The 24572-nt window shown below is 46.0% G+C and carries 18 protein-coding genes; 10 read left to right on the top strand and 8 right to left on the bottom strand.

Translation table 11 applies throughout. From position 1 onward, the window contains the following. Window positions 1–26: 26 nt before the first annotated feature. Window positions 27–1031, bottom strand: a complete 1005-nt coding sequence (cytR, locus tag OQJ75_RS14525) for a DNA-binding transcriptional regulator CytR (RefSeq protein ID WP_210442147.1) — start codon at window positions 1029–1031, stop codon at window positions 27–29. A gap of 239 nt (window positions 1032–1270) precedes the next feature. Continuing rightward, the gene (gene priA / locus OQJ75_RS14520) at window positions 1271–3472 is read right to left on the bottom strand and encodes a primosomal protein N' (protein WP_265973886.1); all 2202 of its coding nucleotides are present in this window, start codon (window positions 3470–3472) and stop codon (window positions 1271–1273) included. A 331-nt stretch (window positions 3473–3803) separates the two neighbouring features. Between priA and rpmE the strand changes: the two genes are divergently transcribed. Further along, on the top strand, window positions 3804–4022 hold the full coding sequence (gene rpmE / locus OQJ75_RS14515) for a 50S ribosomal protein L31 (RefSeq protein ID WP_004737142.1): 219 nt from the start codon (window positions 3804–3806) through the stop codon (window positions 4020–4022). Window positions 4023–4356: 334 nt separating this feature from the next. After that, complete coding sequence (locus OQJ75_RS14510) at window positions 4357–5646, top strand: malic enzyme-like NAD(P)-binding protein (RefSeq protein WP_248388963.1); 1290 nt, start codon at window positions 4357–4359, stop codon at window positions 5644–5646. 201 nt (window positions 5647–5847) lie between these two features. On the opposite strand, the gene metJ is transcribed toward OQJ75_RS14510, so the two are convergent. After that, window positions 5848–6168 carry a met regulon transcriptional regulator MetJ gene (metJ, locus tag OQJ75_RS14505; RefSeq protein WP_004415993.1) on the bottom strand — a complete coding sequence of 107 codons (321 nt, stop codon included), beginning with the start codon at window positions 6166–6168 and terminating at the stop codon, window positions 5848–5850. Window positions 6169–6376: 208 nt separating this feature from the next. Here metJ and OQJ75_RS14500 point away from each other — a divergent pair, with 208 nt between their 5' ends. The 3 genes from OQJ75_RS14500 to metF all read left to right on the top strand — a co-directional run bounded on the left by OQJ75_RS14500 (window position 6377) and on the right by metF (window position 11148). Next, window positions 6377–7558: an O-succinylhomoserine (thiol)-lyase gene (locus OQJ75_RS14500; protein WP_265973887.1), complete on the top strand. Its 1182-nt coding sequence runs from the start codon at window positions 6377–6379 to the stop codon at window positions 7556–7558. A gap of 2 nt (window positions 7559–7560) precedes the next feature. Continuing rightward, window positions 7561–9972 carry a bifunctional aspartate kinase/homoserine dehydrogenase II gene (locus OQJ75_RS14495; RefSeq protein WP_017632081.1) on the top strand — a complete coding sequence of 804 codons (2412 nt, stop codon included), beginning with the start codon at window positions 7561–7563 and terminating at the stop codon, window positions 9970–9972. Between the two features lie 276 nt (window positions 9973–10248). Further along, the gene (gene metF / locus OQJ75_RS14490; RefSeq protein ID WP_004729683.1) at window positions 10249–11148 is read left to right on the top strand and encodes a methylenetetrahydrofolate reductase; all 900 of its coding nucleotides are present in this window, start codon (window positions 10249–10251) and stop codon (window positions 11146–11148) included. Window positions 11149–11271: 123 nt separating this feature from the next. On the opposite strand, the gene OQJ75_RS14485 is transcribed toward metF, so the two are convergent. The 3 genes from OQJ75_RS14485 to argE form a co-directional block, all read right to left on the bottom strand. Then, window positions 11272–11811: a PadR family transcriptional regulator gene (locus OQJ75_RS14485; RefSeq protein WP_017061141.1), complete on the bottom strand. Its 540-nt coding sequence runs from the start codon at window positions 11809–11811 to the stop codon at window positions 11272–11274. A 349-nt stretch (window positions 11812–12160) separates the two neighbouring features. After that, entirely contained in the window at window positions 12161–14797 is a 2637-nt protein-coding gene (gene ppc / locus OQJ75_RS14480) for a phosphoenolpyruvate carboxylase (protein WP_265973888.1), read from the bottom strand. A gap of 239 nt (window positions 14798–15036) precedes the next feature. Continuing rightward, window positions 15037–16173, bottom strand: coding sequence for an acetylornithine deacetylase (gene argE / locus OQJ75_RS14475; protein ID WP_265973889.1), 1137 nt, complete (start codon window positions 16171–16173; stop codon window positions 15037–15039). Between the two features lie 153 nt (window positions 16174–16326). On the opposite strand from argE, the gene argC reads away from it, so the two are divergent. The 4 genes from argC to argH all read left to right on the top strand — a co-directional run bounded on the left by argC (window position 16327) and on the right by argH (window position 21679). After that, entirely contained in the window at window positions 16327–17331 is a 1005-nt protein-coding gene (gene argC, locus OQJ75_RS14470) for an N-acetyl-gamma-glutamyl-phosphate reductase (RefSeq protein ID WP_017063685.1), read from the top strand. A 12-nt stretch (window positions 17332–17343) separates the two neighbouring features. Next, window positions 17344–18132, top strand: coding sequence for an acetylglutamate kinase (argB, locus tag OQJ75_RS14465; RefSeq protein ID WP_248388976.1), 789 nt, complete (start codon window positions 17344–17346; stop codon window positions 18130–18132). Between the two features lie 113 nt (window positions 18133–18245). Next, on the top strand, window positions 18246–19457 hold the full coding sequence (locus OQJ75_RS14460) for an argininosuccinate synthase (protein WP_192889519.1): 1212 nt from the start codon (window positions 18246–18248) through the stop codon (window positions 19455–19457). A gap of 347 nt (window positions 19458–19804) precedes the next feature. After that, a complete protein-coding gene (gene argH, locus OQJ75_RS14455; RefSeq protein WP_248397964.1) occupies window positions 19805–21679 on the top strand; it encodes an argininosuccinate lyase in 1875 nt (624 codons plus the stop codon). Between the two features lie 254 nt (window positions 21680–21933). Here the strand turns inward: argH and OQJ75_RS14450 are convergent, their stop codons facing one another. Continuing rightward, complete coding sequence (locus OQJ75_RS14450; protein ID WP_265973890.1) at window positions 21934–22182, bottom strand: DUF3624 domain-containing protein; 249 nt, start codon at window positions 22180–22182, stop codon at window positions 21934–21936. Between the two features lie 87 nt (window positions 22183–22269). Between OQJ75_RS14450 and OQJ75_RS14445 the strand changes: the two genes are divergently transcribed. Further along, entirely contained in the window at window positions 22270–22617 is a 348-nt protein-coding gene (locus OQJ75_RS14445) for a RidA family protein (protein WP_102370802.1), read from the top strand. Between the two features lie 236 nt (window positions 22618–22853). On the opposite strand, the gene OQJ75_RS14440 is transcribed toward OQJ75_RS14445, so the two are convergent. Next, window positions 22854–24320, bottom strand: coding sequence for a dihydrolipoyl dehydrogenase (locus OQJ75_RS14440; RefSeq protein ID WP_265973891.1), 1467 nt, complete (start codon window positions 24318–24320; stop codon window positions 22854–22856). Between the last annotated feature and the right edge of the window lie 252 nt (window positions 24321–24572).

The raw sequence follows: 24572 nt of genomic DNA, 5'->3' as shown, positions 1-24572 counted from the left end.
CAGATTTATATTGGTATTTCTAAGGTTTACATTCGAGGTGGCGCAGTACTGCCTCGAACCACTAATTTGGCTTCAAGCAGACGCGAACCTGCTTGTACATCGTTGCCTTTCAGTAGATCAAGCATCATCAACATCGCTTGGCGTCCAATCTCGTAACGAGGTTGAGAAATGGTGGTTAGCGGTGGATCGCAGTATTGAGCGAACTGAATGTCATCGAAGCCAACAATCGATAGGTCTTGAGGAACACGTAAACCTAACTTCTTCGCTTCTTGAATCGCACCAATGGCCATCGCATCGTTGTGACAGAAGATAGCGGTTGGTTGTTCAGGCAGTGCTAGTAATTGACGAACTGCTTGAGCGCCGGCTTCAAAAGTGAAGTCGCCGACTGTGCTGTAGGCTGGGTTCATTGCCACACCTGCACGACGCAGAGCTTGTTGGTAACCTTGTTGGCGGAACTTACACAGCGTTGCTGATACAGGACCTGAGATTTGAGCGATACGTTTATGGCCTAACTGAGCTAGGTAGTTCACCGCTTCAAATGCAGAGGTCAGGTTATCGATGTGTACGGTAGGAAGTTCAAGCTCAGGGGCAAACTCACACGCCATCACCATTGGTGGTAAATTCTTTTGTTCAGACTTACTGACATCAAATGGATGGTCAGTGCCAAGCAACAACATGCCGTCAGCTTGTTTGGTGAAAACTAAGTTAACAAACGAAGACTCACGCTTCTTTTGTTGGCCGCTATCACCCAGTAAGACAAGGTAGTCATTTTCTACTGCGGCATCTTCGATACCTCGAATGATTTCGGCGAAATAAGGGTCACAGATATCAGGAACGATAGTGATGATGGTTTTTGATTCGTTGCGACGTAAGTTTCTAGCTAATGTATTGGGTGAGTATCCAGCTTCAAGTACTGCTGTTTCCACTCGTTTACGAGTCGAAACTGAGACTTTCTCAGGGTTCATCAATGCACGTGATACTGTGGCTGTTGAGACGCCTGCTAGCTGGGCAACATCCTTCATTGTCGCCATAAATTAAACCCTCTTTAAGTTCCTTTGTCGCCTAAGTATCTAAGGCGTGAATAATAAATGTAATCGAATAGATATTATGAAAGTGTTGCTAACACTTTTTTTATTGCAATATTTTATTCGTTTAATCCGTGTAAAGTTACGGCTAGATTAACAAAAATCACATGACTCGTGTGAAGTTGCTCACGAGAAATATGAAATATTTGTGAACAAACTTATCATTAGTTTTAACCCGGAGGGGTTTAGCTTAGATCTTGTGGCTCTATGTCGAGTGACCAGCGAACTTTTTTCGCAGCGGGTAACATATTAATTGCCGGTTTAGCGCTCATTAATAGCTTTTGCATTAACGAGCGAGTTTGAGTCTGTAAGATTAACTGCCAGCGCGATTTGCCTGCTCGTTTTGCTAATGGGGCCGGAGTTGGCCCTAGTACTATGCAATATTGGTCAAACAGCGGATGAGATTCTAATGTGTGGCGAACCTGACGCAAGAACTCTTCCACCAAGCGGGTGTCATTGGCTTCTGCTCTAAACAGCGTCATAAAGGTATAAGGCGGTAACATTGCCTGTTTACGCTCTGCCAGCGCCGTCTGAGCAAAGTGGTTATAGTCTTTGTGCAGCAAGGCTTGCAACAACCCGTGTTCTGGATGGTGAGTTTGTAAGATGACTTCACCCGGTTTGCTGGCACGACCTGCGCGTCCCGCCACTTGAATGAATAATTGAGCAAGGCGTTCTGAAGCTCTAAAGTCACTACTATATAAAGAGCCATCAACATCCAATAACGCCACTAGTGTCACGTCAGGGAAATGGTGACCCTTAGCAAGCATCTGCGTGCCGATAAGAATTTGGAATTCACCTTTACGAATTGACTCGAGTGCGCTTTCTAAGCTGCCTTTACGGCGGGTGCTGTCACGGTCAATACGAATGGTTTTGTATTCCGGAAATAGCTGGCCAAGCTGCGCTTCAAGCTGTTCGGTACCGACACCCACTGTCACCAAGTTCGCAGACCCACAACCTTGGCAATTGTGCACGATATGTTGCTGAGAGCCACAGTGGTGGCAGCGCATCTCATTACTGTATTGGTGATAGGTGTAGTAAGCATCACAACGTTTACACTCGGCTGTCCAACCACAATCGTGACACATCAATGCGGGAGAAAACCCTCGGCGATTGAGGAACAGCATCACTTGGTTGCCCGCTTTGAGGTGTCTTTGCATCTCAGCAATCAAAGAAGCAGACAAGCCACTTTCTAGATATTCACCCTTCACATCCAACACTTTATTGGTGGTCGGCAGTGCGACACCCGCACGTGAGGTGAGAGTGAGGTAACTGTATTTACCGATCTGAGCGTTGTGCAGCGTTTCAAAGGCCGGAGTCGCCGAGCCTAACACAACCGGAATCTGCGCTTTATGAGCACGCATGATGGCTACATCACGAGCGTGGTAGCGTAGGCTATCTTGCTGCTTATAAGAGGCATCGTGCTCTTCATCGACAATGATAATTCCCAGATCAGCGAAGGGTGTGAACAGAGCCGAGCGCGTACCAATCACAATGCCTGCTATTTTGTCTCGCGCTGATAACCAAGCATTCAGTCGCTCAGAATCGTTTAAACCTGAGTGGATAACCTCAACAGGCACATTAAAGCGTCGTTTAAAGCGGTTAATCGTTTGAGGTGTCAGGCCTATTTCAGGAACCAATACTAACGCTTGTTTACCTTGGTCTAGAATCGGTTTGATCATATTCAGGTAGACTTCAGTTTTACCTGAGCCCGTGACACCCTCTAACAGGAAACAACCGAAGTCGGTCTGGCTATTGACGGTCGCAATCGCGATGGCTTGTTCGGCATTGAGCTTAGGTTTGTCTTGGTCGTTTTCAAGGTCAACTGGCCACGACTGACGCTTTGGCTTTTTCTCTACCGATTCAATCCAGCCTTTCTCTTCTAGCGTTTTGAGTACTGCACTGCCAACTTCTTCATCAATGAACTCTTGATGAGGAACCGGACCGTGTTCAAGCATGCGCATCACTTTGGCTTGCTTGACCGCGCGACCAAAACCTTGCATCAGTTGGTCTTTACCTGATGGCGTTAACTGCCATTCTACCAGCGTCGCGAAGTCGGCGGCTTTGCCTTTTCTTAGGGCGCTTGGAAGGGCGTTGGCAAAGGTTTCGCCAAGAGGGTACTGATAAAACTGACTGCACCACATTAACAGTGAATAGACCGATTCCGGCCAAACAGGCTGGTTGTCTAATAAGGCTTTAATGGGTTTGAGCTTGTCTAGCTCGAATTCAGATTCGTTAACCAGAGCCGTGACAATGCCGGTTAAGGTTTGTCGTCCAAAAGGCACAGAGACTCGTCCACCAATAATCGGAAATAGGTGGTTTGGAATCTTGTAATCGAACTGCTTGTCGAGTGGAACAGGCAGTGCCACGCGGGCAATCATTGGACGCATAAAGGGACGGCTTTATCTGAGTTGACGAGAGCGAACAGTCTAAAGGATAAGGAGCTTAAATTCGAGAAGCAGTTTGGATGAAGGCGGCGAGTTAGTGCATACAGACAACGAGCGGCCGAAATCTCAGGTCGATAAAGGAAATAAAGAGACAATTGGTGAAAAATGTATCAAATCAGTTGATCCTGCCTTATAGATTCATTACTATACTGCGCCTTAAAGGTATGGCTTCATCACTCTTTTGTGTCGATGCGGTGTCTTTATTTCTTTTTTAAACTACGTGTGGTGTGCGGCTTAGAATCGTATAGCGACACGGCCTACTTGAGGTTATCCCATGAAAGCTGGAATCCACCCAGAATACAAAGCAGTTACTGCAACTTGTTCTTGCGGCAACACATTTGAGTTCAACTCAACGCTAGCAAAAGAATCAATCCACCTAGACGTATGTGACAAATGTCACCCGTTCTACACTGGTAAGCAACGTATCGTAGATACTGGCGGCCGTGTTGATCGCTTCAACAAGCGTTTCGGTGCTCTTTCTAGCAAGAAGTAATTCTCGCTATTTAGACATGAAAAAGGACACTTCGGTGTCCTTTTTTGTTGCCTGTAATTTGTAAAATCACTGACTCCCACTCAAGCATCCATCTCACCTAGCGATAAGTTGCCTCTTTATTCTATTGCACGGCAATTCCTTGCTTATCATTCGTCACCAAAATTCCACACGAAAGTTCAACAAGCGATAGTAATTTCAACTGCTCACTGGTCTTATTAGTAGTGAAATCTCGTTTTTTAATGAGACAGAGGCTTCAACCACCTAGGAACTTTGAAGTACATCCATTAACATGAACAAGATCCCCCAAATAATAATATCCTAGGAACCTACACCTATGTCTGAAGACAGCAGCCAAGCTCAATCCTCTCAAAAATTATCACCTCAAGAACAATTCCGTCAGCAAGCTCTTGATTACCATGAGTTCCCGATTCCAGGCAAAATTGCCGTAGAACTGACGAAGCCTGCAAACTCTGCAGAAGACCTAGCACTTGCATACAGCCCAGGCGTGGCTGAGCCTGTTCGCGAGATCGCACAGAACGTTGATAACGTTTATAAGTACACAGGTAAGGGCAACATGGTTGCTGTTATCTCTAACGGTACAGCGATTCTTGGCCTAGGTAACCTTGGCCCTATTGCTTCTAAACCTGTTATGGAAGGTAAAGCGCTTCTGTTTAAGCGTTTTGCTGGTTTAGATTCTATCGATATTGAAGTAAAACACCGCACAATCGATGAGTTCGTTGATACGGTTGCGAATATCGCAGATACATTCGGCGGTATTAACCTAGAAGACATCAAAGCACCAGACTGTTTTGAGATTGAACGTCGCCTGATTGAACGTTGTGATGTTCCGGTATTCCACGATGACCAACACGGTACTGCGATTGTGACAGCAGCGGGTATGCTGAACGCGATCGAACTTCAAGGTAAGAAACTTGAAGAGTGTAAGATCGTTTGTTTAGGCGCTGGCGCAGCAGCGGTTGCTTGTATGGAACTACTGATTAAATGCGGCGCTCAGCGTGAAAAGATCTACATGCTTGATCGTAAAGGTGTGATCCACACTCGTCGTGACGACCTAAACGAATACAAAGAGCTGTTCGCAAACAACACTGATAAGCGCACGCTTGAAGATGTTATCGAAGGCGCTGACCTATTCTTGGGTGTATCTGGTCCTAACCTGCTTCCAGCTGAAGCACTAACACTGATGGCTGATAAGCCAGTTGTGTTTGCATGTTCAAACCCAGATCCTGAGATCAAGCCAGAGCTTGCTCACGAAGTTCGTTCTGACCTTATCATGGGTACAGGCCGCAGTGATTACCCTAACCAAGTAAACAACGTACTTTGTTTCCCATTCATTTTCCGTGGTGCACTAGATGTGCGTGCAAGCGAAATTAATGATGAAATGAAGCTAGCGGCGGTTAAAGCGATTCGTGAACTAGCGAAAGAAGAAGTTCCAGCTGAAGTACTAGCAGCTGCGGGCGAGACTGCACTGGAGTTCGGTAAAGGCTACATCATTCCTAAGCCAATGGACCCACGCCTACTTCCTCGCGTAGCACGAGCAGTTGCGGAAGCGGCTGTTGAATCTGGCGTAGCTCGTATCGAGATGCCTGCTAACTATATGGCATAGAGACATAGATACTGGATGACATAGTCGTCTGGTATCGTCGTTTCGTTATCGAGACGAAAAAGAATAATAAAAAACCGACTCATCTGGAGTCGGTTTTTTTATGTCTATCATTCACAGCGCAGTCATAAAAACGCAATGCGTGATGTGATAAATAGGGTCAGCTATAGCGAATCAATAATGAAGGCAGTGACTGAGTTGTTTTTATTCTTCGTCAAACGCTTCGAACTCGATACCCATTTCTGTCATCAGTTTTTTCACTTCAGCAGGGATATCGTCAGGACGATCTTTACGAAGGTCTTCATCCGTTGGTAGTGGTTGGCCCGTGTACGCATGTAGAAAGGCTTCGCACAGTAGCTCACTGTTTGTTGCATGGCGTAGGTTATTAATCTGGCGGCGAGTGCGCTCGTCAGTAAGAACCTTTAACACTTTTAGAGGGATAGAAACTGTAATTTTCTTTACTTGTTCGCTTTTCTTTCCATGCTCAGCATATGGGCTTATGTATTCACCATTCCAGTCGGCCATTGCGTACCTTCATCACTTTAGTTGTTAGAGTAAATTAATAGTGGTGATTTTAGCGGGATTTACTGCCATAAGCAAAGACATATAGACGTCTAGAAGTGTTGACGTCTCACGTTTATGAAAGTAAAGTGAATAACATATATCTAACACAGCCGCAAAAACCCCACAAGTGGCTGTGATACCCAGACGCCAAACTTGTAAGGAAGCACCTATGAGCAGCCGGAAGCCAGCAACAATCGCAGTACGTACTGGTATCGAGTCAGACACGCAACACCATGCCGTTGTCCCACCCATTTATCTTTCGACTAACTATGGGTTTCCCGCTTTTGGTGAAGTGCCAAAGTATGATTACACCCGTTCTGGTAACCCAAACCGAGGTTTATTAGAAACGGCACTGTTTGAGCTTGAATCGGGCAAAGGTGCGGTGGTCACTAACTGTGGTACCTCGGCGCTTAACTTATGGGTTTCTGCTTTCTTAGGTGGCGATGATCTTATTATCGCACCACACGACTGCTACGGCGGTACTTACCGTCTGTTTAACACTCGCTCACTGAAAGGTGACTTTAAAGTTCTGTTCGTTGATCAATCGGATCAAGCGGCACTGGATACAGCGATCGCGCTTAAGCCAAAGTTGATCTTAATTGAAACACCATCGAATCCTTTGGTTCGTGTGGTTGATATTGCAGAAACTTGTCGTAAAGCAAAAGAGGTTGGTGCTCTGGTTGCTGTCGACAACACGTTTTTGACTCCTGTATTCCAAAAGCCTTTAGAGCTGGGTGCGGATTTTGTTATTCACTCAACCACTAAGTACATCAACGGACACTCGGACGTTATTGGTGGCGTTGTAGTCACGAAAACGGAAGAGCACGCTGAAGAGCTAGCGTGGTGGGGCAACTGTATTGGTGCGACCGGCACACCATTTGATAGCTACATGACTCTACGTGGTATTCGTACGCTAGGTGCGCGTATGCGAGTTCACGAAGAAAGCTCACGTGAAATTCTGGCGTCTCTGCAGCAACAAGATCTCGTCGGCACTATTTACCACCCAAGTCTTCCTGAACACCCGGGTCATGATATCGCGAAGAAACAGCAGTCTGGCTTTGGCTCAATGCTGAGCTTTGAGTTTGCAGGTTCATTCGAAGCGCTTAAATACTTTGTTGATAAGTTAGAGCTATTCTCTTTGGCGGAATCTCTGGGTGGTGTTGAAAGCTTGATTTGTCACCCTGCGTCGATGACTCACCGTGCGATGGGCGAAGAAGCGCTGGCAGAAGCGGGCGTTTCTCAACAGTTATTGCGTCTTTCTGTTGGCCTTGAAGATGCTGAAGACTTGATTGATGACCTCAAGCAAGCGTTTGAAAAGACACAAGGCTTTATCGCTGAAGGGGAGGGTTAATAATGGCAACCTTTCGCCAGCTACATAAATTTGGTGGTAGCAGCTTAGCGAATCCTGAGTGTTACCAGCGCGTGGTCAACATTCTTAGAGAATACTCGTCAGCCACTGACTTGGTCGTGGTATCGGCAGCGGGTAAAACCACTAACCGCTTGATTGAGTTTGTTGAAGCGCTCGACAAAGATGGTCGTATCGCTCACGAATGTCTGCAGGCACTGCGTCAGTTCCAACTTGAGCTGATTGAAGCGCTGCTTGAAGGTGAGTCTGCAGCTCAGCTAACGGCTACCATTCAACAAGAATTTACCGCTTTGGGTGAGCTAACAGCTCCTCTAAGCGAAGCGCAAAAAGCACAAGTGCTAGGACATGGTGAGGTTTGGTCTTCACGCCTGCTAGCCGCTTTGTTGTGCCAACATGATTTACAAGCGGTAGCTCAAGATGCTCGTGCCTTTTTGCGTGCAGAAGTGGGTGCTCAACCTGAAGTTGACCGCGCACGTTCTTACCCTCTGATTAAAGAAGCCTTGGCGCAGCATGCACATTGCCGTGTCGTGATTACTGGCTTTATGGCTCAAAACACTGAGGGTGAAACGGTACTACTTGGCCGTAACGGTTCGGATTACTCTGCAACTGTGATTGGTGCTTTGGCTGAGGTTGAACGCGTGACGATTTGGAGTGATGTAGCTGGTGTATACAGCGCTGACCCTCGTTTGGTTTCGGATGCGTGTCTATTGCCTCTGCTTCGCCTTGATGAAGCGAGTGAACTTGCTCGTCTAGCGGCTCCAGTGCTTCATAGCCGAACGCTACAGCCTGTGGCTCAAAGTGCTATGGACTTAAGCTTACGCTGTAGCTATCAGCCAGAGGCGGGCTCTACACAGATAGAACGTGTACTGGCATCGGGTCGCGGCGCAAAAATCATTACTTCTTTAGATGAAGTGCTTATCGTGCAGCTTACATTTGGTCACGGACATGATTTCGACCGTCTAGAGAGCGAAGTGCTTGAAGGGCTTAAGCGCGCTCAACTTGAGCCTCTGGCTTATGAGCTTGAACCGGATCAGCACTGTTTGCGTCTTGCTTACACAGAAGAGATCGCTGGTGGCGCTTTAGAATATCTACAAGATCATGCGATTGAAGCTGAAATTAAGCTTAAAGAGGGTTTCTCTTTGATTGCTGCCGTGGGTGCTGGCGTAACTAAGAACCCGAACCATTGTTACGGTTTCTACCAGCAGCTTAAGAGCTCGCCAGTTGAGTTCATCTCAGAAGCCAACTCTGGCTTGAGCTTAGTGGCAGTGATTCGTAAGAGTGAAACCTCAAGCCTAGTGAAAGGTATTCACTCCCAACTATTCCAAGCGCAGAAGCGTGTTGCGATTGCTTTATGTGGTAAGGGCAACATTGGCTCAAGCTGGTTAAGCCTGTTTGCTGAGCAAAAGGCGGAGCTTGAAAAGCGTCGTGGAATGAACTTTGAATTGGTTGCGGTGGTTGATAGCCAAACTTATTGGTTCGATGACCAAGGCATTGATGCGACTTCGGTAGGTAAGCGCTTTGACGACGAAGCGATTGCTAACAACGGAAACGACTGGTTAGAGCGTTTGGGTTCTATTCAAGGTTATGACGAAGCAGTGGTTCTGGATGTGACTGCGAGCCCAGTGCTTGCAGCAAAATACCTGCAAATCGCACAACAAGGTATTCACCTTATCTCGGCGAACAAGGTGGCCGGTTCTGCATCAAGCGAGTACTACCATCAGGTACAAGATGCCTTCGCGAAGATCAGCCGTCATTGGTTGTACAACGCGACAGTGGGTGCAGGTCTGCCGATTAACCACACGGTACGTGACTTGCGTGAAAGTGGCGATGACATCATTGCGTTGTCTGGTATTTTTTCGGGCACATTATCTTGGTTGTTCCAACAGTTCGATGGCACGGTGCCGTTCAGCGAGTTGGTTGATCTAGCATGGCAACAAGGCCTGACTGAACCAGACCCACGTGCTGACCTCGATGGTTCAGACGTAATGCGTAAGCTGGTGATTCTGGCTCGTGAATCGGGCTTAGACATCGAGCCTGAAAACGTAAAAGTGGAATCACTGGTACCTGAAGAGCTACAAGATCTATCAGTGGATGACTTCTTCGACAAAGCTTCTGTTCTAAGCGAAGAGCTGGCTGAGCGTTTAGAGAAAGCGCACTCTCAACAAAAGGTTCTGCGTTACGTAGCGCGTTTAGAGAAGAATGGTAAGGCAACCGTAGGCGTTGAAGCCCTATCTAAAGAACACGCCCTAGCGAACTTGCTGCCTTGCGATAATATCTTTGCGATTGAGAGCAAATGGTACAAAGATAATCCATTGGTTATTCGTGGCCCGGGTGCCGGTCGTGAAGTAACGGCAGGTGCAATTCAGTCGGACCTAAACAGAATGTCTAGTCTGTTCTGATACTCAGATCAATTGTTTTAGTACGTAAATAGCATACTATTCACTAAGATAAATAAGGCTGAAAGCACGATGTGTTTTTCAGCCTTTTTTCTACATTATTTCTGCTTTGCGAGCCATCTAACTACTTGAGTTTTACTCACGATCTACTTGAGAAAAATTCATAATGGATCTGTTGACATTAAATCGTATTCAATACATTCTACAGACATATAGACGTCTAAACGTCGTTTAAGGATTTGAGATTTTAGTGGTCGCTTTTGCCACAGGGAGAGTAAGATGGGATACACACACGCTAGTCATATCGACGCTTTAAATCAGAATATCGCTGAGCTTTCTGACAACATCAATGTGTCATTTGAGTTTTTTCCACCAAGCAGTGAGAAGATGGAAGAGACCCTGTGGAATTCTGTTCACCGTCTTAAAACACTTCAGCCAAAATTTGTATCAGTAACCTACGGTGCAAACTCGGGTGAACGTGATCGTACCCACTCAATCATTAAAGAAATCAAAAACCAAACAGGTCTAGTAGCAGCGCCACACCTAACGTGTATTGATGCTAGCCGCGAGGAGCTGATTCAAATCGCCGACGATTACTGGGCTAATGGTATTGAAAGTATTGTGGCGCTGCGTGGTGATATTCCTGCTGGCGGTGGAGCTCCAGAGATGTATGCCTCTGACCTAGTTGAACTGCTTAAATCGCGCCATGATTTTGATATCTCGGTTGCTGCATTCCCTGAGGTTCACCCTGAAGCGAAGAGCGCTCAATCTGACCTTATCAACCTAAAACGCAAAGTGGATGCGGGCGCAAACCGTGCTATTACGCAATTCTTCTTCGATGTTGAAAGCTACCTACGTTTCCGTGACCGTTGTGTAGCGGCTGGCGTTGATGTTGAGATTGTACCGGGTATCTTGCCAGTTTCTAACTTCAAGCAAGCGTCTCGCTTTGCAGCAATGAACAACGTAAAAGTACCAGGCTGGATGGCGAAGCAGTTTGAAGGTTTGGATGATGATCCAACAACTCGTCAGTTAGTAGGTGCTAGCCAAGCCATTGATATGGTTCGTACGCTGAGCCGTGAAGGTGTGAAAGATTTCCACTTCTACACGCTAAACCGTGCAGAAATGACTTATGCACTTTGTCATACGCTAGGTGTTCGTCCACAAGTCGCTGCGCTTTAAGCAAAGTCTAAGAAGTAAAGCCTAAGCGCTTGTGAAAAGCCTTTGGCTGTAAATTTCAAATCCTATAGATACAAAAAAGGCTTGGACTCTAAGAGTTCAAGCCTTTTGCTTTTCTAGCTTAACTTAAGCAAGAGCACCAAGTTCAAGCAGTACTTCTTCAGCCCATACAATCCATGCTTCACGGATAAGTAGGTTACGACGAAGAGTAAGACGCTCAAGGCGTGCTTGCTTGTCTAGTGTTGATGGCGTTGCGTAGTAAGCCGCTTCGATTTCACGGTAGTGAGAAACCAGTTTGCGAGACTCTTCTACTAGCTCTGCAAGTTGTACACGGTAAGCGTCAGAAGGCTGTACAGCACAAGCCATTAGTTTAGCTGAGAACTCGTCACGAACGGTTGGGTGTGCAGTCGGTTGTTCAAACCATTCACCTAGCGCGCCACGGCCAGCATCAGTGATAGAGTAAACTTTACGATCAGGTTTGCCTTCTTGAGGCTCAAGCACGCAAGTTACCTGGTCGTTCTGAGCCATTTTATTTAGCTCGCGGTAAACTTGTTGATGGCTAGCTTTCCAGAAGTAACCAATGCTTGCGGAGAATTCTTTTGTGATATCGTAACCAGTAGCATCGCGTGTACTTAAAACGGTTAGAATTACGTGTGGTAATGACATGTCTGAAATCCAAATGGTAAACAGTAAACAAATACTTAAACAACAAGTGTGCTTCTAATGGCACGTTATATTGGTTATGTCTAAGTAGCACCAACTCATCGGTTGGTTATGTCACCTTACAAAGCCGTTTATCACCTAGGTTGACCAGTTTATTGGTCAAATTGCTGCAGATTATTTTTTTGGAGTGTTTCCGCAGCGGAGCAGTAGTATATCTAAATAATAAGCATAAAGTAGAATACATGGACAAAATAACCCAAAAAACTGACAAAATACTCACTAGTGGTTATTATGCAAAATAAAAAGGTCGCACGTGGCGACCTTTTGTTCTTTTTGTAGTAGGAATCACTAATTAACCAGTGTTTCGCATACCTGCTGCAATGCCTGCAATCGTCACCATTAGCGCTTCTTCTAGCTCTGCTGGTGGTGTTTCACACTTACGAGTACGGTAAAGCAGCTCTGCTTGAAGCATGTTTAGTGGCTCAACGTAGATGTTACGTAGGCGAATTGACTCAAGCCCCCAAGGGTCGCTCTGCATCAAGTTCTCGTTATTTTCTACATTCAGTACTGCTTTGATGTCTTTTTGTAGCTGTTCACGCAGTAACTCACCCAGAGGTAATAGCTCTTCATCAACAAGACGTTGGTCGTAGTACTTGGCGATTTCCATGTTGCACTTTGAGTACACCATTTCCAACATACCCAGGCGAGTTGAGAAGAATGGCCATTCACGACACATTTCTTCAAGTAGCGCTTGATGGCCTTGGTCTACTGAGTATTGAATGGCTTCACCAGCACCTAACCATGCAGGAAGAACTAAACGGTTTTGGCTCCAAGAGAAGATCCATGGAATCGCACGTAGGCTTTCTACGCCGCCGTTCGGGTTACGTTTTGCAGGGCGAGAACCAAGAGGTAGTTTGCCTAGCTCCAGTTCAGGTGTCGCTTGACGGAAGTAAGGAACAAACTTCTCTTCACCACGAACCACGTTACGGTAGGCCTCACAAGACACTTGAGACAGCACTTCCATTAGGTCGCGCCACTCTTGTTTTGGCTCAGGTGGCGGCAGAAGGTTCGCTTCTAGAATCGCACTTGCGTAAAGGTTGAAGCTGTTTACAGCAACATCTGGTAAGCCAAGCTTAAAGCGGATCATCTCGCCTTGTTCTGTTACACGTAAGCCGCCTTTCAAGCTCTTAGGTGGCTGAGAAAGTAGGGCTGCGTGCGCTGGTGCACCACCACGACCAACCGTACCGCCACGGCCGTGGAATAGAGTCAGCTCAATGCCTTCTTCTTCACAAACCTTAACCAGCTTGTCCATCGCGTCGTATTGAGCCCAACCTGCAGACATTACGCCAGCATCTTTCGCTGAGTCAGAATATCCAATCATCACCATTTGGTGGTTCTGGATAAAGCCACGGTACAAGTCGATGCTCATTAGCTGTTTCATTACCGCTTCTGAGTTGTTCAAGTCGTCTAGCGTTTCGAACAGAGGACATACGTCCATGCGGTACGGGCAACCACATTCTTGTAGCAGCAAGTGAACAGCCAGTACATCTGATGCAGTACGAGCCATAGAAATCACGTAAGCACCGAAGGCTTCACGAGGTTGAGCAGCAACTACTTTACAGGTGTCTAAAACCTCTTTGACCTGTTCAGATGGCTCCCAGTCGCGTGGTAGTAGCGGGCGTTTTGAGCTTAATTCATTGGTTAAGAAAGCGACCTTGTCTTGCTCGCTCCACTGGTCGTAATCACCAATGCCTAGGTAGCGAGTCAGTTCAGACAGCACATCTGAGTGACGTGTACTTTCTTGACGAACATCGAGACGAACCAAGTGCACACCGAATGCTTTGAGGCGACGCAGGGTATCAAGTAGAGAACCGTCTGCGATTACGCCCATGCCACATTCGTGCAGCGATTGGTAACACGCGTAAAGCGGAGTCCAAAGTTGGTCGATGTTCTGTAGTGTTTCTTTCTTCGGTACTTCAGCGTCGTGCAGTTTCGCATCAAGCACTTCTAGCGTGTTGTTCAGCAGAGTACGTAGGCTCTTTAGGATTGCACGGTAAGCTTCGTGCTCGTCACCCGCTAGCTCACGAACGGCATCATTACACTTAGTCATCGACAGTTCGGTAATCAGCTCGTTTACGTCACCTAGGTACAGGTCAGCGGCTTTCCAGCGAGATAGGCGCAGCACTTCTTTGGTGATGGTATGCGTTACGAATGGGTTACCATCGCGGTCACCGCCCATCCAAGATGAGAAGTGTACCGGGCGCGCATCAATTGGCAGGCCTTCACCAAGGTAGCCTTTTAGTCGGTCGTCCATTTCACGTAGGAAATCTGGCACAGCCTCCCAAAGCGAGTTCTCAACAACTGCAAAGCCCCATTTAGCTTCATCAAGTGGCGTAGGGCGTTGCTGACGAATCACATCTGAGTGCCAACCTTGAGCGATAAGTTGCTCCAGGCGACGTTCGGTTTTCACACGCTCTTTGTGTGATAGGTCGCTTAATTCTAATTTAGACAGACACTCGTTGATCTTAACCAGCTTGTTGATCATGGTACGACGAGTGATTTCTGTTGGGTGTGCAGTCAGAACGAGTTCAATGTTCAGGTCGCGAACGGCTTGAGCCGCGTCTAGCTTGCTGATGTCATTCTGGTTTAATTTGGAAAATAGAGATTGCAGCACGTCTGGTTCGCAAACATGCTCCTCACAGTGGCGAGAGATGGTGTGGTACTGCTCTGCCATATTGGTGAGGTTGAGAAATTGGTTAAATGCACGAGCAACAGGAGTGAGTTGTTCGTTCGGCAGGTTTTTGATTTCTTCAACTAGGCTGTCACGGTCAGCTTTGTTGCCTGCGCGGGCGGATTTGGAAAGTTTACGGATAGTCTCCACTTTCTCTAAGATAACGTCACCATGTGCATCTTGGATTGTGTTACCTAGCAAGCGTCCCAGCATGCTTACGTTACTCTTGAGAGCGGCGTATTTCTCGTTCATTGTCATCCTGCCTCGTAAAAAAATTACATCCATTGTTCCTTGTTAAGTACACAATCTAGCGAAAACTGCTGTATCTAGTCAAATAAAGCATTCTAAGTTTGCAATTATTAGGTTTAAAAATGCGGGAGAAGTAAATTTTTCAAAACTTAGAGAAAAAGTGAAATTTAATTACAAGATTGAGGCTATATCAGGGATAGCAGAATAAAAGCCACTTTTTAGGGTGGCTTTTATGTGAATGTTCGGATTTAGAAACAATATTTACGGATAGATTTACTCAGAACATCAATTGTTGGATCAATAAAATCGAAGCTTAAGAACTCATCCGGTTGGTGAGCTTGGTCGATTGAGCCCGGACCCAGAACTAAGGTTGGGCAAAGTTCTTGAAGGAAAGGAGCTTCCGTACAATAGTTCACGGTTTGTGATTCAGTTTCGCAAACGGATTCCATGCCACCGATAAATGGATGGTCGTGTTGGCACTCGTAACCCGGGATAGGTTCGTGTAGTGGTGTAATCTCAATTCTGCCCGGCCATTTTGCTTCTACTTCTTTCAGTGAGCTACGCAGCATGTTATCCAAGCCATCTAAGCTGATGCCTGGTAAAGGACGAACATCATAGTGCAGTTCACAACAGCCACAGATACGGTTAGCGCTGTCGCCACCATGAATATGGCCAAGGTTTAGAGTCGGGCTAGGAATTGCAAACCCCGGGTGATGGTACTCTTTGACTAACTTGTCACGCAGCTGCATTAATGCAAACAACACTTCATGCATGATCTCGATAGCGTTGACGCCTAATGCAGGATCAGAAGAGTGACCTGATTTACCGGTTACTCGCACTACATTTGCCACGTGACCTTTGTGTCCGCGAATCGGCACTAGGCTAGTCGGCTCTCCAATGATGCAGTAGTCCGGTTTAAACGGTGCATTTTCAGTGAAATGACGAGCACCCAGCATAGTGGTTTCTTCGTCACAGGTTGCTAATACATAAAGCGGCTTGGTTTGCTTGCTCCAATCCATCTTCTTCGCGGCTTCATAAACGAAAGCGAAAAAGCCTTTCATATCGGCGGTGCCCAATCCGTAGAAGCGGTTATTGTGTTCTGTCAGTGCGTGAGGGTCGAAGTTCCAACGTCCTTCATCGAATGGCACGGTATCACTGTGTCCTGCAAGCAATAAGCCCCCTTCACCAGAACCCATCTTTGCGACCATATTATGCTTGCCGGGTTCGACCTCTACCACCTCAACGCTAAAGCCCAAGTCTTTAAACCATTGAGCCATTTTTTCGATCACTTTTTCGTTGCCATGATCCCAGCTTGGATCAGTAGAACTAATAGAGTCGGTGGAAATTAGGCCTTTATAGACCTCAAGAAAACTCGGTAATTGCATAATAACTTCACTTCTACTATTGACAGGAAAACCATAAGTCGGTAAAACACATATTAAATCATATTTAATGCATAAGAAATCAAATAAAGCTAAAAATTAAGTATGAATAGTCAAATTTGAAATGTAACTTACCTCAAGAATGGATGTGTTGAGATGTTGAAAACCACGATTATTGGCGCAAGCGGCTACACCGGAGCAGAACTGGCTCTAATGATAAACAGACACCCTGAGCTCACGCTATCAGGTTTATATGTCTCAGCCAATAGTGTAGACGCAGGTAAACCTATTGCGGCACTGCACGGTAAGTTAGCTGGCTTGATTGATATGCCAGTACAGCCATTAACGAATCCAGAAGAAGTGGCAAAGCAGTCTGATGTGATTTTCTTAGCCACTGCACACGAGGTAAGTCACGACCTGGCGCCAATCTTTCTAGAGAACGATTGCCAAGTGTTCGACCTATCAGGTGCATTCAGAGTTAAAGGCGAAAACTTCTATCAAGAGTTTTACGGTTTTGAACATCAACACGAACAATGGCTAGACAAAGCGGCTTACGGTTTAGCTGAATGGAACGAACAAGAAATTAAAGAAGCTCAGCTTGTTGCAGTCGCGGGTTGTTATCCAACGGCATCACAATTGGCGATTAAGCCTTTAGTTGAAGCAAAGTTACTGGATGAGAATCAATGGCCAGTGATTAACGCAACCAGTGGTGTTACTGGAGCTGGTCGTAAGGCGACTATGGTCAACAGCTTCTGTGAAGTGAGTTTACAAGCTTATGGTGTATTCAATCACCGTCATCAACCTGAAATGGCTGCACATTTAGGATGTGATGTAATTTTTACTCCGCACCTCGGCAACTTTAAGCGCGGTATTTTAGCGACCATCACCATGAAATTGGCTGAAGGCGTGACAGAACAACAGATACAAGATGCCTTTGAGCAAGCTTATCAAGGTAAGCCTGCGGTGAGATTACTCGAAGAGACATTGCCAAGAATTCAAGATGTAGAACAGACACCTTTCTGCGACTTAGGTTGGAAGGTTCAAGGTCAGCACATCATCGTTGTTTCAGCGATTGATAACTTATTAAAGGGTGCATCTAGCCAAGCGATGCAGTGTTTAAATTTACGTTATGGTTTTGCACCATTAACTGCGTTAGTGTAAAGGAATCTAGATATGAGCCTTAATAATCAACCATTAATCATAAAGTTAGGTGGCGCTGCGCTATCTTGTGGTGAAACACTTAGCAAGTTATTTGGTGCTATTTCTGCTTACCAACAACAGGCACAACGACCAATCGTGATTGTGCACGGTGGCGGCTACCTTGTTGATGACTTGATGAAGAATTTAAACCTCGAAACCGTTAAGAAAGAAGGGCTACGTGTTACTCCTTATGATCAGATCCCTGTGATTGCTGGCGCGCTAGCGGGTACAGCCAACAAGTTACTTCAAGGTCAGGCGATTAAAGACGGTATCAATGCCGTTGGTTTGAGCCTAGCAGACGGTGGTTTATGTAAAGTCAGCGAGCTGAACCCTGAATTGGGTGCAGTAGGTAAAGCTGAGCCGGGCGACTCAACCGTCCTGCAAGCGATTCTTAATGCTGGCGCACTGCCAATCATCAGCTCAATTGGTCTAACTGAGCAAGGCCAACTGATGAACGTCAATGCAGACCAAGCGGCTGTTGCTGTTGCTGGCGCACTTGATGCTGAGCTGGTACTACTTTCTGATGTAAGTGGAGTGTTGGATGGCAAAGGCCACCTCATTTCAAGCCTTAATCAACAACAAGCCGATGACCTTATTGCAGGAAAAGTCATTACTGACGGTATGATCGTTAAGGTTCAAGCCGCGCTAGAAGCCGCTAACGACCTCGGACGACCAATCGAAGTTGCTACTTGGCGATACCCAGAAAAGCTAACACAACTGTTTTCAGGTAAAAGCATAGGAACACAGTTTTTACCTCAGTAGTTCTCACAACGAGTCACTACTTAAAGAATTTAGACAAACTAAATAAACATATAATTATGAAGTCATTTCCAACGCTGACCGCCATGTGCAGTATGGAAACTAGGAGAAAGAAAATGAGCAAAGTTAACGTAAAGAAAGTTGTAGTAGCCTACTCTGGCGGTCTAGACACATCAGTAATCATTCCATGGTTGAAAGAGAACTATGACTGCGAAGTTATCGCATTTGTTGCTGATGTAGGCCAAGGTGATGAAGAGCTGATTGGCATTGAAGAGAAAGCAAAAGCTTCTGGTGCTTCTGAGTGTTACATCGCTGACCTTAAAGAAGAGATGGTTGCTGACTACATCTACCCCACGCTGAAAACAGGCGCTTACTACGAAGGTAAATACCTGTTAGGTACTTCAATGGCTCGTCCAATCATTGCGAAAGCTCAGGTTGAAGTTGCACGTAAAGTCGGTGCTGACGCGCTATGCCACGGCTGTACCGGTAAGGGTAATGACCAAGTTCGTTTTGAAGGCGCATTCGCAGCACTAGCACCAGACCTACACGTAATTGCACCATGGCGTGAGTGGGATCTAGTGAGCCGTGAAGAGTGTCTAGATTACCTAGCAGAGCGTAACATCCCTTGTACCGCTTCTCTTACTAAGATTTACTCGCGTGATGCAAACGCATGGCACATCTCTACAGAAGGTGGCGTTCTAGAAAATACATGGAACGCACCAGATGAAGATTGCTGGGCTTGGACTGTAGACCCAGAGCAAGCGCCAAACGAATCTGAAACTGTGACGCTTAAAGTTGAAAAAGGCGAAGTGGTTGCGGTTGATGGCGAAACAATGACGCCATACAACGCACTGGTTTACCTAAACGAGAAGGGTGCTAAGCACGGTGTTGGTCGTATCGATATCGTAGAAAACCGTCTTGTTGGCATGAAGTCTCGTGGTTGTTACGAAACTCCGGGTGGCACGATCATGATGGAAGCACTGCGTGCAGTAGAGCAACTGGTTCTTGATAAAGCGGCATTCGAATTCCGTGAAGAACTAGGTGTTAAGGCTTCTCACCTTGTATACGATGGTCGTTGGTTCACTCCGTTATGTAAGTCAATCCTTGCCGCGACAGAAGAGCTAGCACAAGACGTGAATGGTGAAGTGGTTATCAAACTTTACAAAGGCCATGCAACGGTGACTCAGAAGCGTTCTGACAACAGCCTATACTCAGAAGAGTTTGCTACTTTTGGTGAAGATGAAGTTTACGACCAAAGCCACGCTGAAGGCTTCATCCGCCTTTACTCGCTATCAAGCCGTATCCGTGCTTTGAATAGCCAAAAGTAATCCTAACAATGAGTTAGCGGGCTAGCCTTTAGCGAAAGGTTAAAGGCCAGTAAACCGACATTATTATGCAAAGCCCATTTACTACTAAACAGTGAATGGGCTTTTTGTTTTCTATTCGCTTAATAAATCAGCTTCAGCTTTTACCATTGAATGGCATATAATTCGCGCTCCACGCTGAAAATAATCAATGGAATGATCTTTTGGTGAATAAATATGTGAAAATAATGAATTAATACTTTATTTTCATTTTGAATTGCCGTAAGTTTAAACCATCAGAAAAATACTGAATCTTAATCAGAATTATCATTTGCAAAAACAGTGAGCACTGTGCAATTAGGAGATACACAATGGCATTATGGGGCGGTAGATTTACCCAAGCAGCAGACACGCGGTTCAAAGATTTTAACGATTCTCTTCGTTTTGATTACCGATTGGCTGAGCAAGACATTGTGGGCTCTATTGCCTGGTCAAAAGCTCTACAGTCGGTCAATGTTCTAACAGAAGAAGAGCAGCAAAGACTAGAGCTTGCACTGAACGAGCTAAAACTCGAAGTGATGGAAGATCCTGAACAGATCTTACGTTCTGATGCAGAAGATATTCACAGCTGGGTTGAGCAACAACTTATCGGCAAAGTCGGTGATTTGGGCAAAAAACTTCACACTGGTCGTTCTCGTAACGACCAAGTAGCGACTGACCTGAAACTATGGTGTCGTCAGCAAGGCAACCAACTGCTATTGGCATTGGATCGCCTACAGAGCCAAATGGTGAATGTTGCTGCTCAGCATCAAGAAACCGTGCTTCCTGGCTACACTCACTTACAACGTGCTCAGCCGGTAACTTTTGCTCACTGGTGCTTGGCTTACGTTGAAATGCTTGAACGTGATTATTCTCGTTTGAATGATGCGATTAAGCGTCTAGATACATGTCCGCTGGGTTCTGGTGCCCTTGCAGGAACAGCTTACCCGATGGACCGTGAAGAGTTAGCTCACAACTTAGGTTTCCGTCGTGCAACGCGCAACTCTCTAGATTCAGTCTCTGACCGTGACCATGTGATGGAGCTGATGTCGATCGCTTCTATTTCTATGCTTCACCTTTCGCGTCTTGCAGAAGATATGATTTTCTACAACTCAGGTGAATCAAACTTCATCGAGTTAGCAGATACCGTGACATCAGGTTCATCTCTGATGCCACAAAAGAAAAACCCTGATGCGCTAGAACTTATCCGTGGCAAAACGGGCCGTGTATACGGTTCATTAGCAGCAATGATGATGACAGTAAAAGCTCTGCCTTTGGCGTACAACAAAGACATGCAAGAAGATAAAGAAGGTCTATTCGACGCTTTAGATACTTGGAATGATTGTATGGAAATGGCAGCGCTCTGTTTTGACGGCATTAAAGTGAACGGCGAACGTACACTTGAAGCCGCGAAGCAAGGTTATGCGAACTCAACTGAATTGGCTGATTACCTAGTAGCGAAAGGCATTCCTTTCCGTGAAGCTCACCACATTGTGGGTGTAACAGTAGTGGCGGCGATTGCTAAAGGCTGTGCACTGGAAGAATTAACCATCGCAGAGATGAAAGAGTTCTCTGAGGTGATTGAAGAGGATGTGTATGACATCCTGACCATTGAATCGTGTCTTGAAAAACGTAGCGCGCTGGGTGGTGTATCACCACAACAAGTGGCTTACGCAGTAGACCAAGCTGAGAAACGTTTGGCGCAGCGTGATACTTCTATCGTTAAGGTTCGTCCTGCTCGTTTGACTGACATCGAAGCATTGGAAGGCATGGTAGCTTACTGGGCGAACATGGGTGAAAACCTACCTCGTTCTCGTAATGAACTGGTGCGTGATATTGGTTCGTTTGCGGTCGCAGAACATCATGGTGAGGTGACAGGTTGTGCATCGCTCTATGTGTATGACTCTGGCTTAGCGGAAATACGTTCACTGGGTGTTGAAGCCGGTTGGCAAGGTCAAGGGCAGGGAACCGCGATTGTTCAGCACTTGGTTGAGAAAGCACGCCAAATGGCCATCAAGAAGGTGTTTGTACTGACTCGTACGCCTGAGTTCTTTATGAAGCATGACTTCTTACCAACATCGAAATCTCTGTTACCTGAGAAGGTACTGAAAGATTGCGACCAGTGTCCTCGTCAACATGCGTGTGATGAAGTGGCGTTGGAAGTGAACTTGGTCGAACAGATTATCGCTAAGGTGAATGTTGCATAAGGCATTGATTTTATAGTCCCTAAAAAAAAGATCAAAAATCTGATCTTTTTTGGGAACAAATTAAGAAAAGCCCGGTCTATTAAAGTACCACTGCTTTTTCTTAGAATTTTCTAAGAAAGCCCTAGAATCGATTGGTTCTGGGGCTTTTTTCTATCTGCTATTTGGGAAATGAGGATGGGAAGCTAAATCAAGGCACTATCGGGTCATTGAATCGGACATCTAACCATTATCGTTTATCTGACAAAGCCTCTTTACTAACGCTTCTTTTGCCTTAGAGGCAGCACCAAAAACTTCATTATCCAATGCAGTGACAGCAAACTACTGAATGCCAACGCGGCCATCATCAAGGCGATCGCATTGATGGTTTTCGGGTCTTCTCTGAAAAATAACCACCACGCCCCCCAACTTACTAACGACAACACCATCAGTTGGTTCATACAACGTTGGCAGCGACCGAGTTTGTTACGGATTTTTTCACTTTTATTGCAATGAATGCATGTCATCTTGGGTTTGATTCGCGTTATGCTTGTTGCTCTGATAATAACACGTCACAAGATATTGGATCACGGTGACACAGAGAGAGAAAGTCGATGATTGAGCGCCAAGACACCAAACAACGCATGAGCCGTATTGTGAAACACAACGGCACTATCTACCTATGTGGCCAAGTGTGTGCTGATGCAACCAAAGACATCACTGAGCAAACACAAACGATGCTGGATAAAGTAGAAGCCCTACTTGAGCAAGCAGGCAGCGACAAAGAGCACATGCTGTCAGCAACGATTTACTTGAAAGACATGAAAGACTTCCAAGAAATGAACGCAGTTTGGGATGCATGGGTACCAGAAGGTCACGCTCCAGCTCGCGCATGTGTGACTGGCGATATGGCTCGCGAAGCGCTACTTGTTGAAATCTCTGTGATTGCTGCTGAGAAGTAACTGCTAAGTATTTAGCGACAGGCAATGGCTTCAAGAGATTCCAGATACCTCGTCCCTCGGTTCTGGAATGACGTAGAGGATTTTGTTCCTACCATATTGTGAAAATTATCGTCATTTCTGATAGTGACGAAGGAGCGTAATCGGGAGTCTGTTATTTGCTCGTTGCAAAAAAAGGAAAGCCAGTGGCTTTCCTTTTTAGTATCTAGTGTTTGCTAACTGCTAACGATAGTCTGAGATTAACAGCCCGGTCCGCAATCTAGACAGTGTTTCACCGTCTCTGGACCTAGGTGCAGTTTCGCATTCAAGTCACGTAGTGCTGTCCGTACACCTTCTTCAATCACTGGGTGGTAGAAAGGCATGTCTAGCATTTCCGAAATCGTCATCTTATTCTGATGTGCCCAAGCTAATAGGTGCGCCAAGTGTTCCGCATTTGGTCCCATCATTTCAGCACCAAGGAAACGACCTGTACCTTGTTCGCCGTAAACGTGTAGGATACCTTTGTTGCGTAACATCACTCGTGAACGACCTTGGTTCTCGAAAGACACTTCACCGGTTGCGAAGCAGCCACATGTTCCTAAGCGAGTGGTGATCTCTTTGTACGTTTCACCAACCATCGCGATTTGCGGATCAGAGAATACCGCTGAGATTTTAGAGCGGCGTAGGCCTGCTCGAATCTCAGGGAAGCGACCTGCGTTGTCACCTGCAATGCGTGCTTGGTCAGCTGCTTCATGTAGCAGAGGTAGCTGGTTGCTTGCATCACCTGCAATGAATACTGATGGTAGCGATGTTTGTAGCGTGTAGTGGTCTGCGATTGGAACACCACGTTCATCAAGTTCTAGAGAGGTACTCTCTAAGCCAAGCTTGTCAGTGTTAGGGCGACGACCTGTTGCTGCCAGTACGTATTCAACGACGTTAGTTTCTAGCTCACCTTGCTTATTGATGAACTGGATTTCGACACGTGGTTCACCGGATTCAATGGTAATACGCTTCATGCTTTCAATTTTCACATCGGCATCTAGGTAGAACTCTTCATTGAAGGCTTTGTCTGCGTAAGCCATGATCTCTGGGTCGGTTACTGGGCCAACTTGACCACCCAAACCGAACAGTTTGGTCTTCACACCTAAGCGGTGTAGTGACTGACCAAGCTCAAGGCCAATAACGCCCGGGCCAAATACGGCAACCGATTCTGGTAAATCATCCCAGCTGAACACGTCATCGTTAATGATTAGGCGATCGCCAAGTTCATTCCAAACGGCAGGGTATGCAGGGCGAGAACCAGTTGCGATAACAATTCGTTTAGCGGTGACAACCGTGTGGTCATCAATTTGCAGTGTGTTGTCGTCTAAGAATTTTGCATAGCCAGAGATCTTGTCTTGCTCTGGGATTTCATCAACACCTTCTAAAACAAAACCAACAAAACGGTCACGCTCAAACTTCACTCGGTCCATCACTTCACGGCCGTTAATCACGATATTACCTTGTGGGTGAACGCCAAAAGCCGGAGCTTTCTCGATTTGGTGTACGCTTTCCGCAGCTGCAATAAGCAGTTTCGATGGCATACAACCAACACGAGCACAGGTTGTACCGTAAGGGCCGCCTTCAATCATCACGACACTGTCAGTGTGTGCTTTTGCAGCGCGGTAAGAACCTAGACCTGCCGTACCGCCCCCGATAACTGCTACATCTACATTGACTTGTTTCATAATAATTTTCTCGCAATGGCTGAATTTAGTTTGAACGAACCCCTCCAACTCTGGTGATTTTTTGAGAGTCAGGATAATGGGTCAGTTTTGTGATTCTGTTTTATTAGGTTTAGCTTGTGGTTCTGCTTTTTGTTACTAACTGCTTCTTGTTACTAAATATAGGTTAGTTCAAAGTGGGCGAGCCACAGGCTATATTCTTTTTCCAAAGCTCAGATAAGAGTGGTTTGGAATAGCTAACCCACAAGAGGGTGG

Origin of the sequence: Vibrio sp. 14G-20, from assembly GCF_026241515.1 — a bacterium.
Taxonomy (GTDB): Bacteria; Pseudomonadota; Gammaproteobacteria; order Enterobacterales; family Vibrionaceae; genus Vibrio.
The sequence above is the reverse complement of the archived record's forward strand: the minus strand, read 5'-3'. Positions and strand labels throughout refer to the sequence as shown.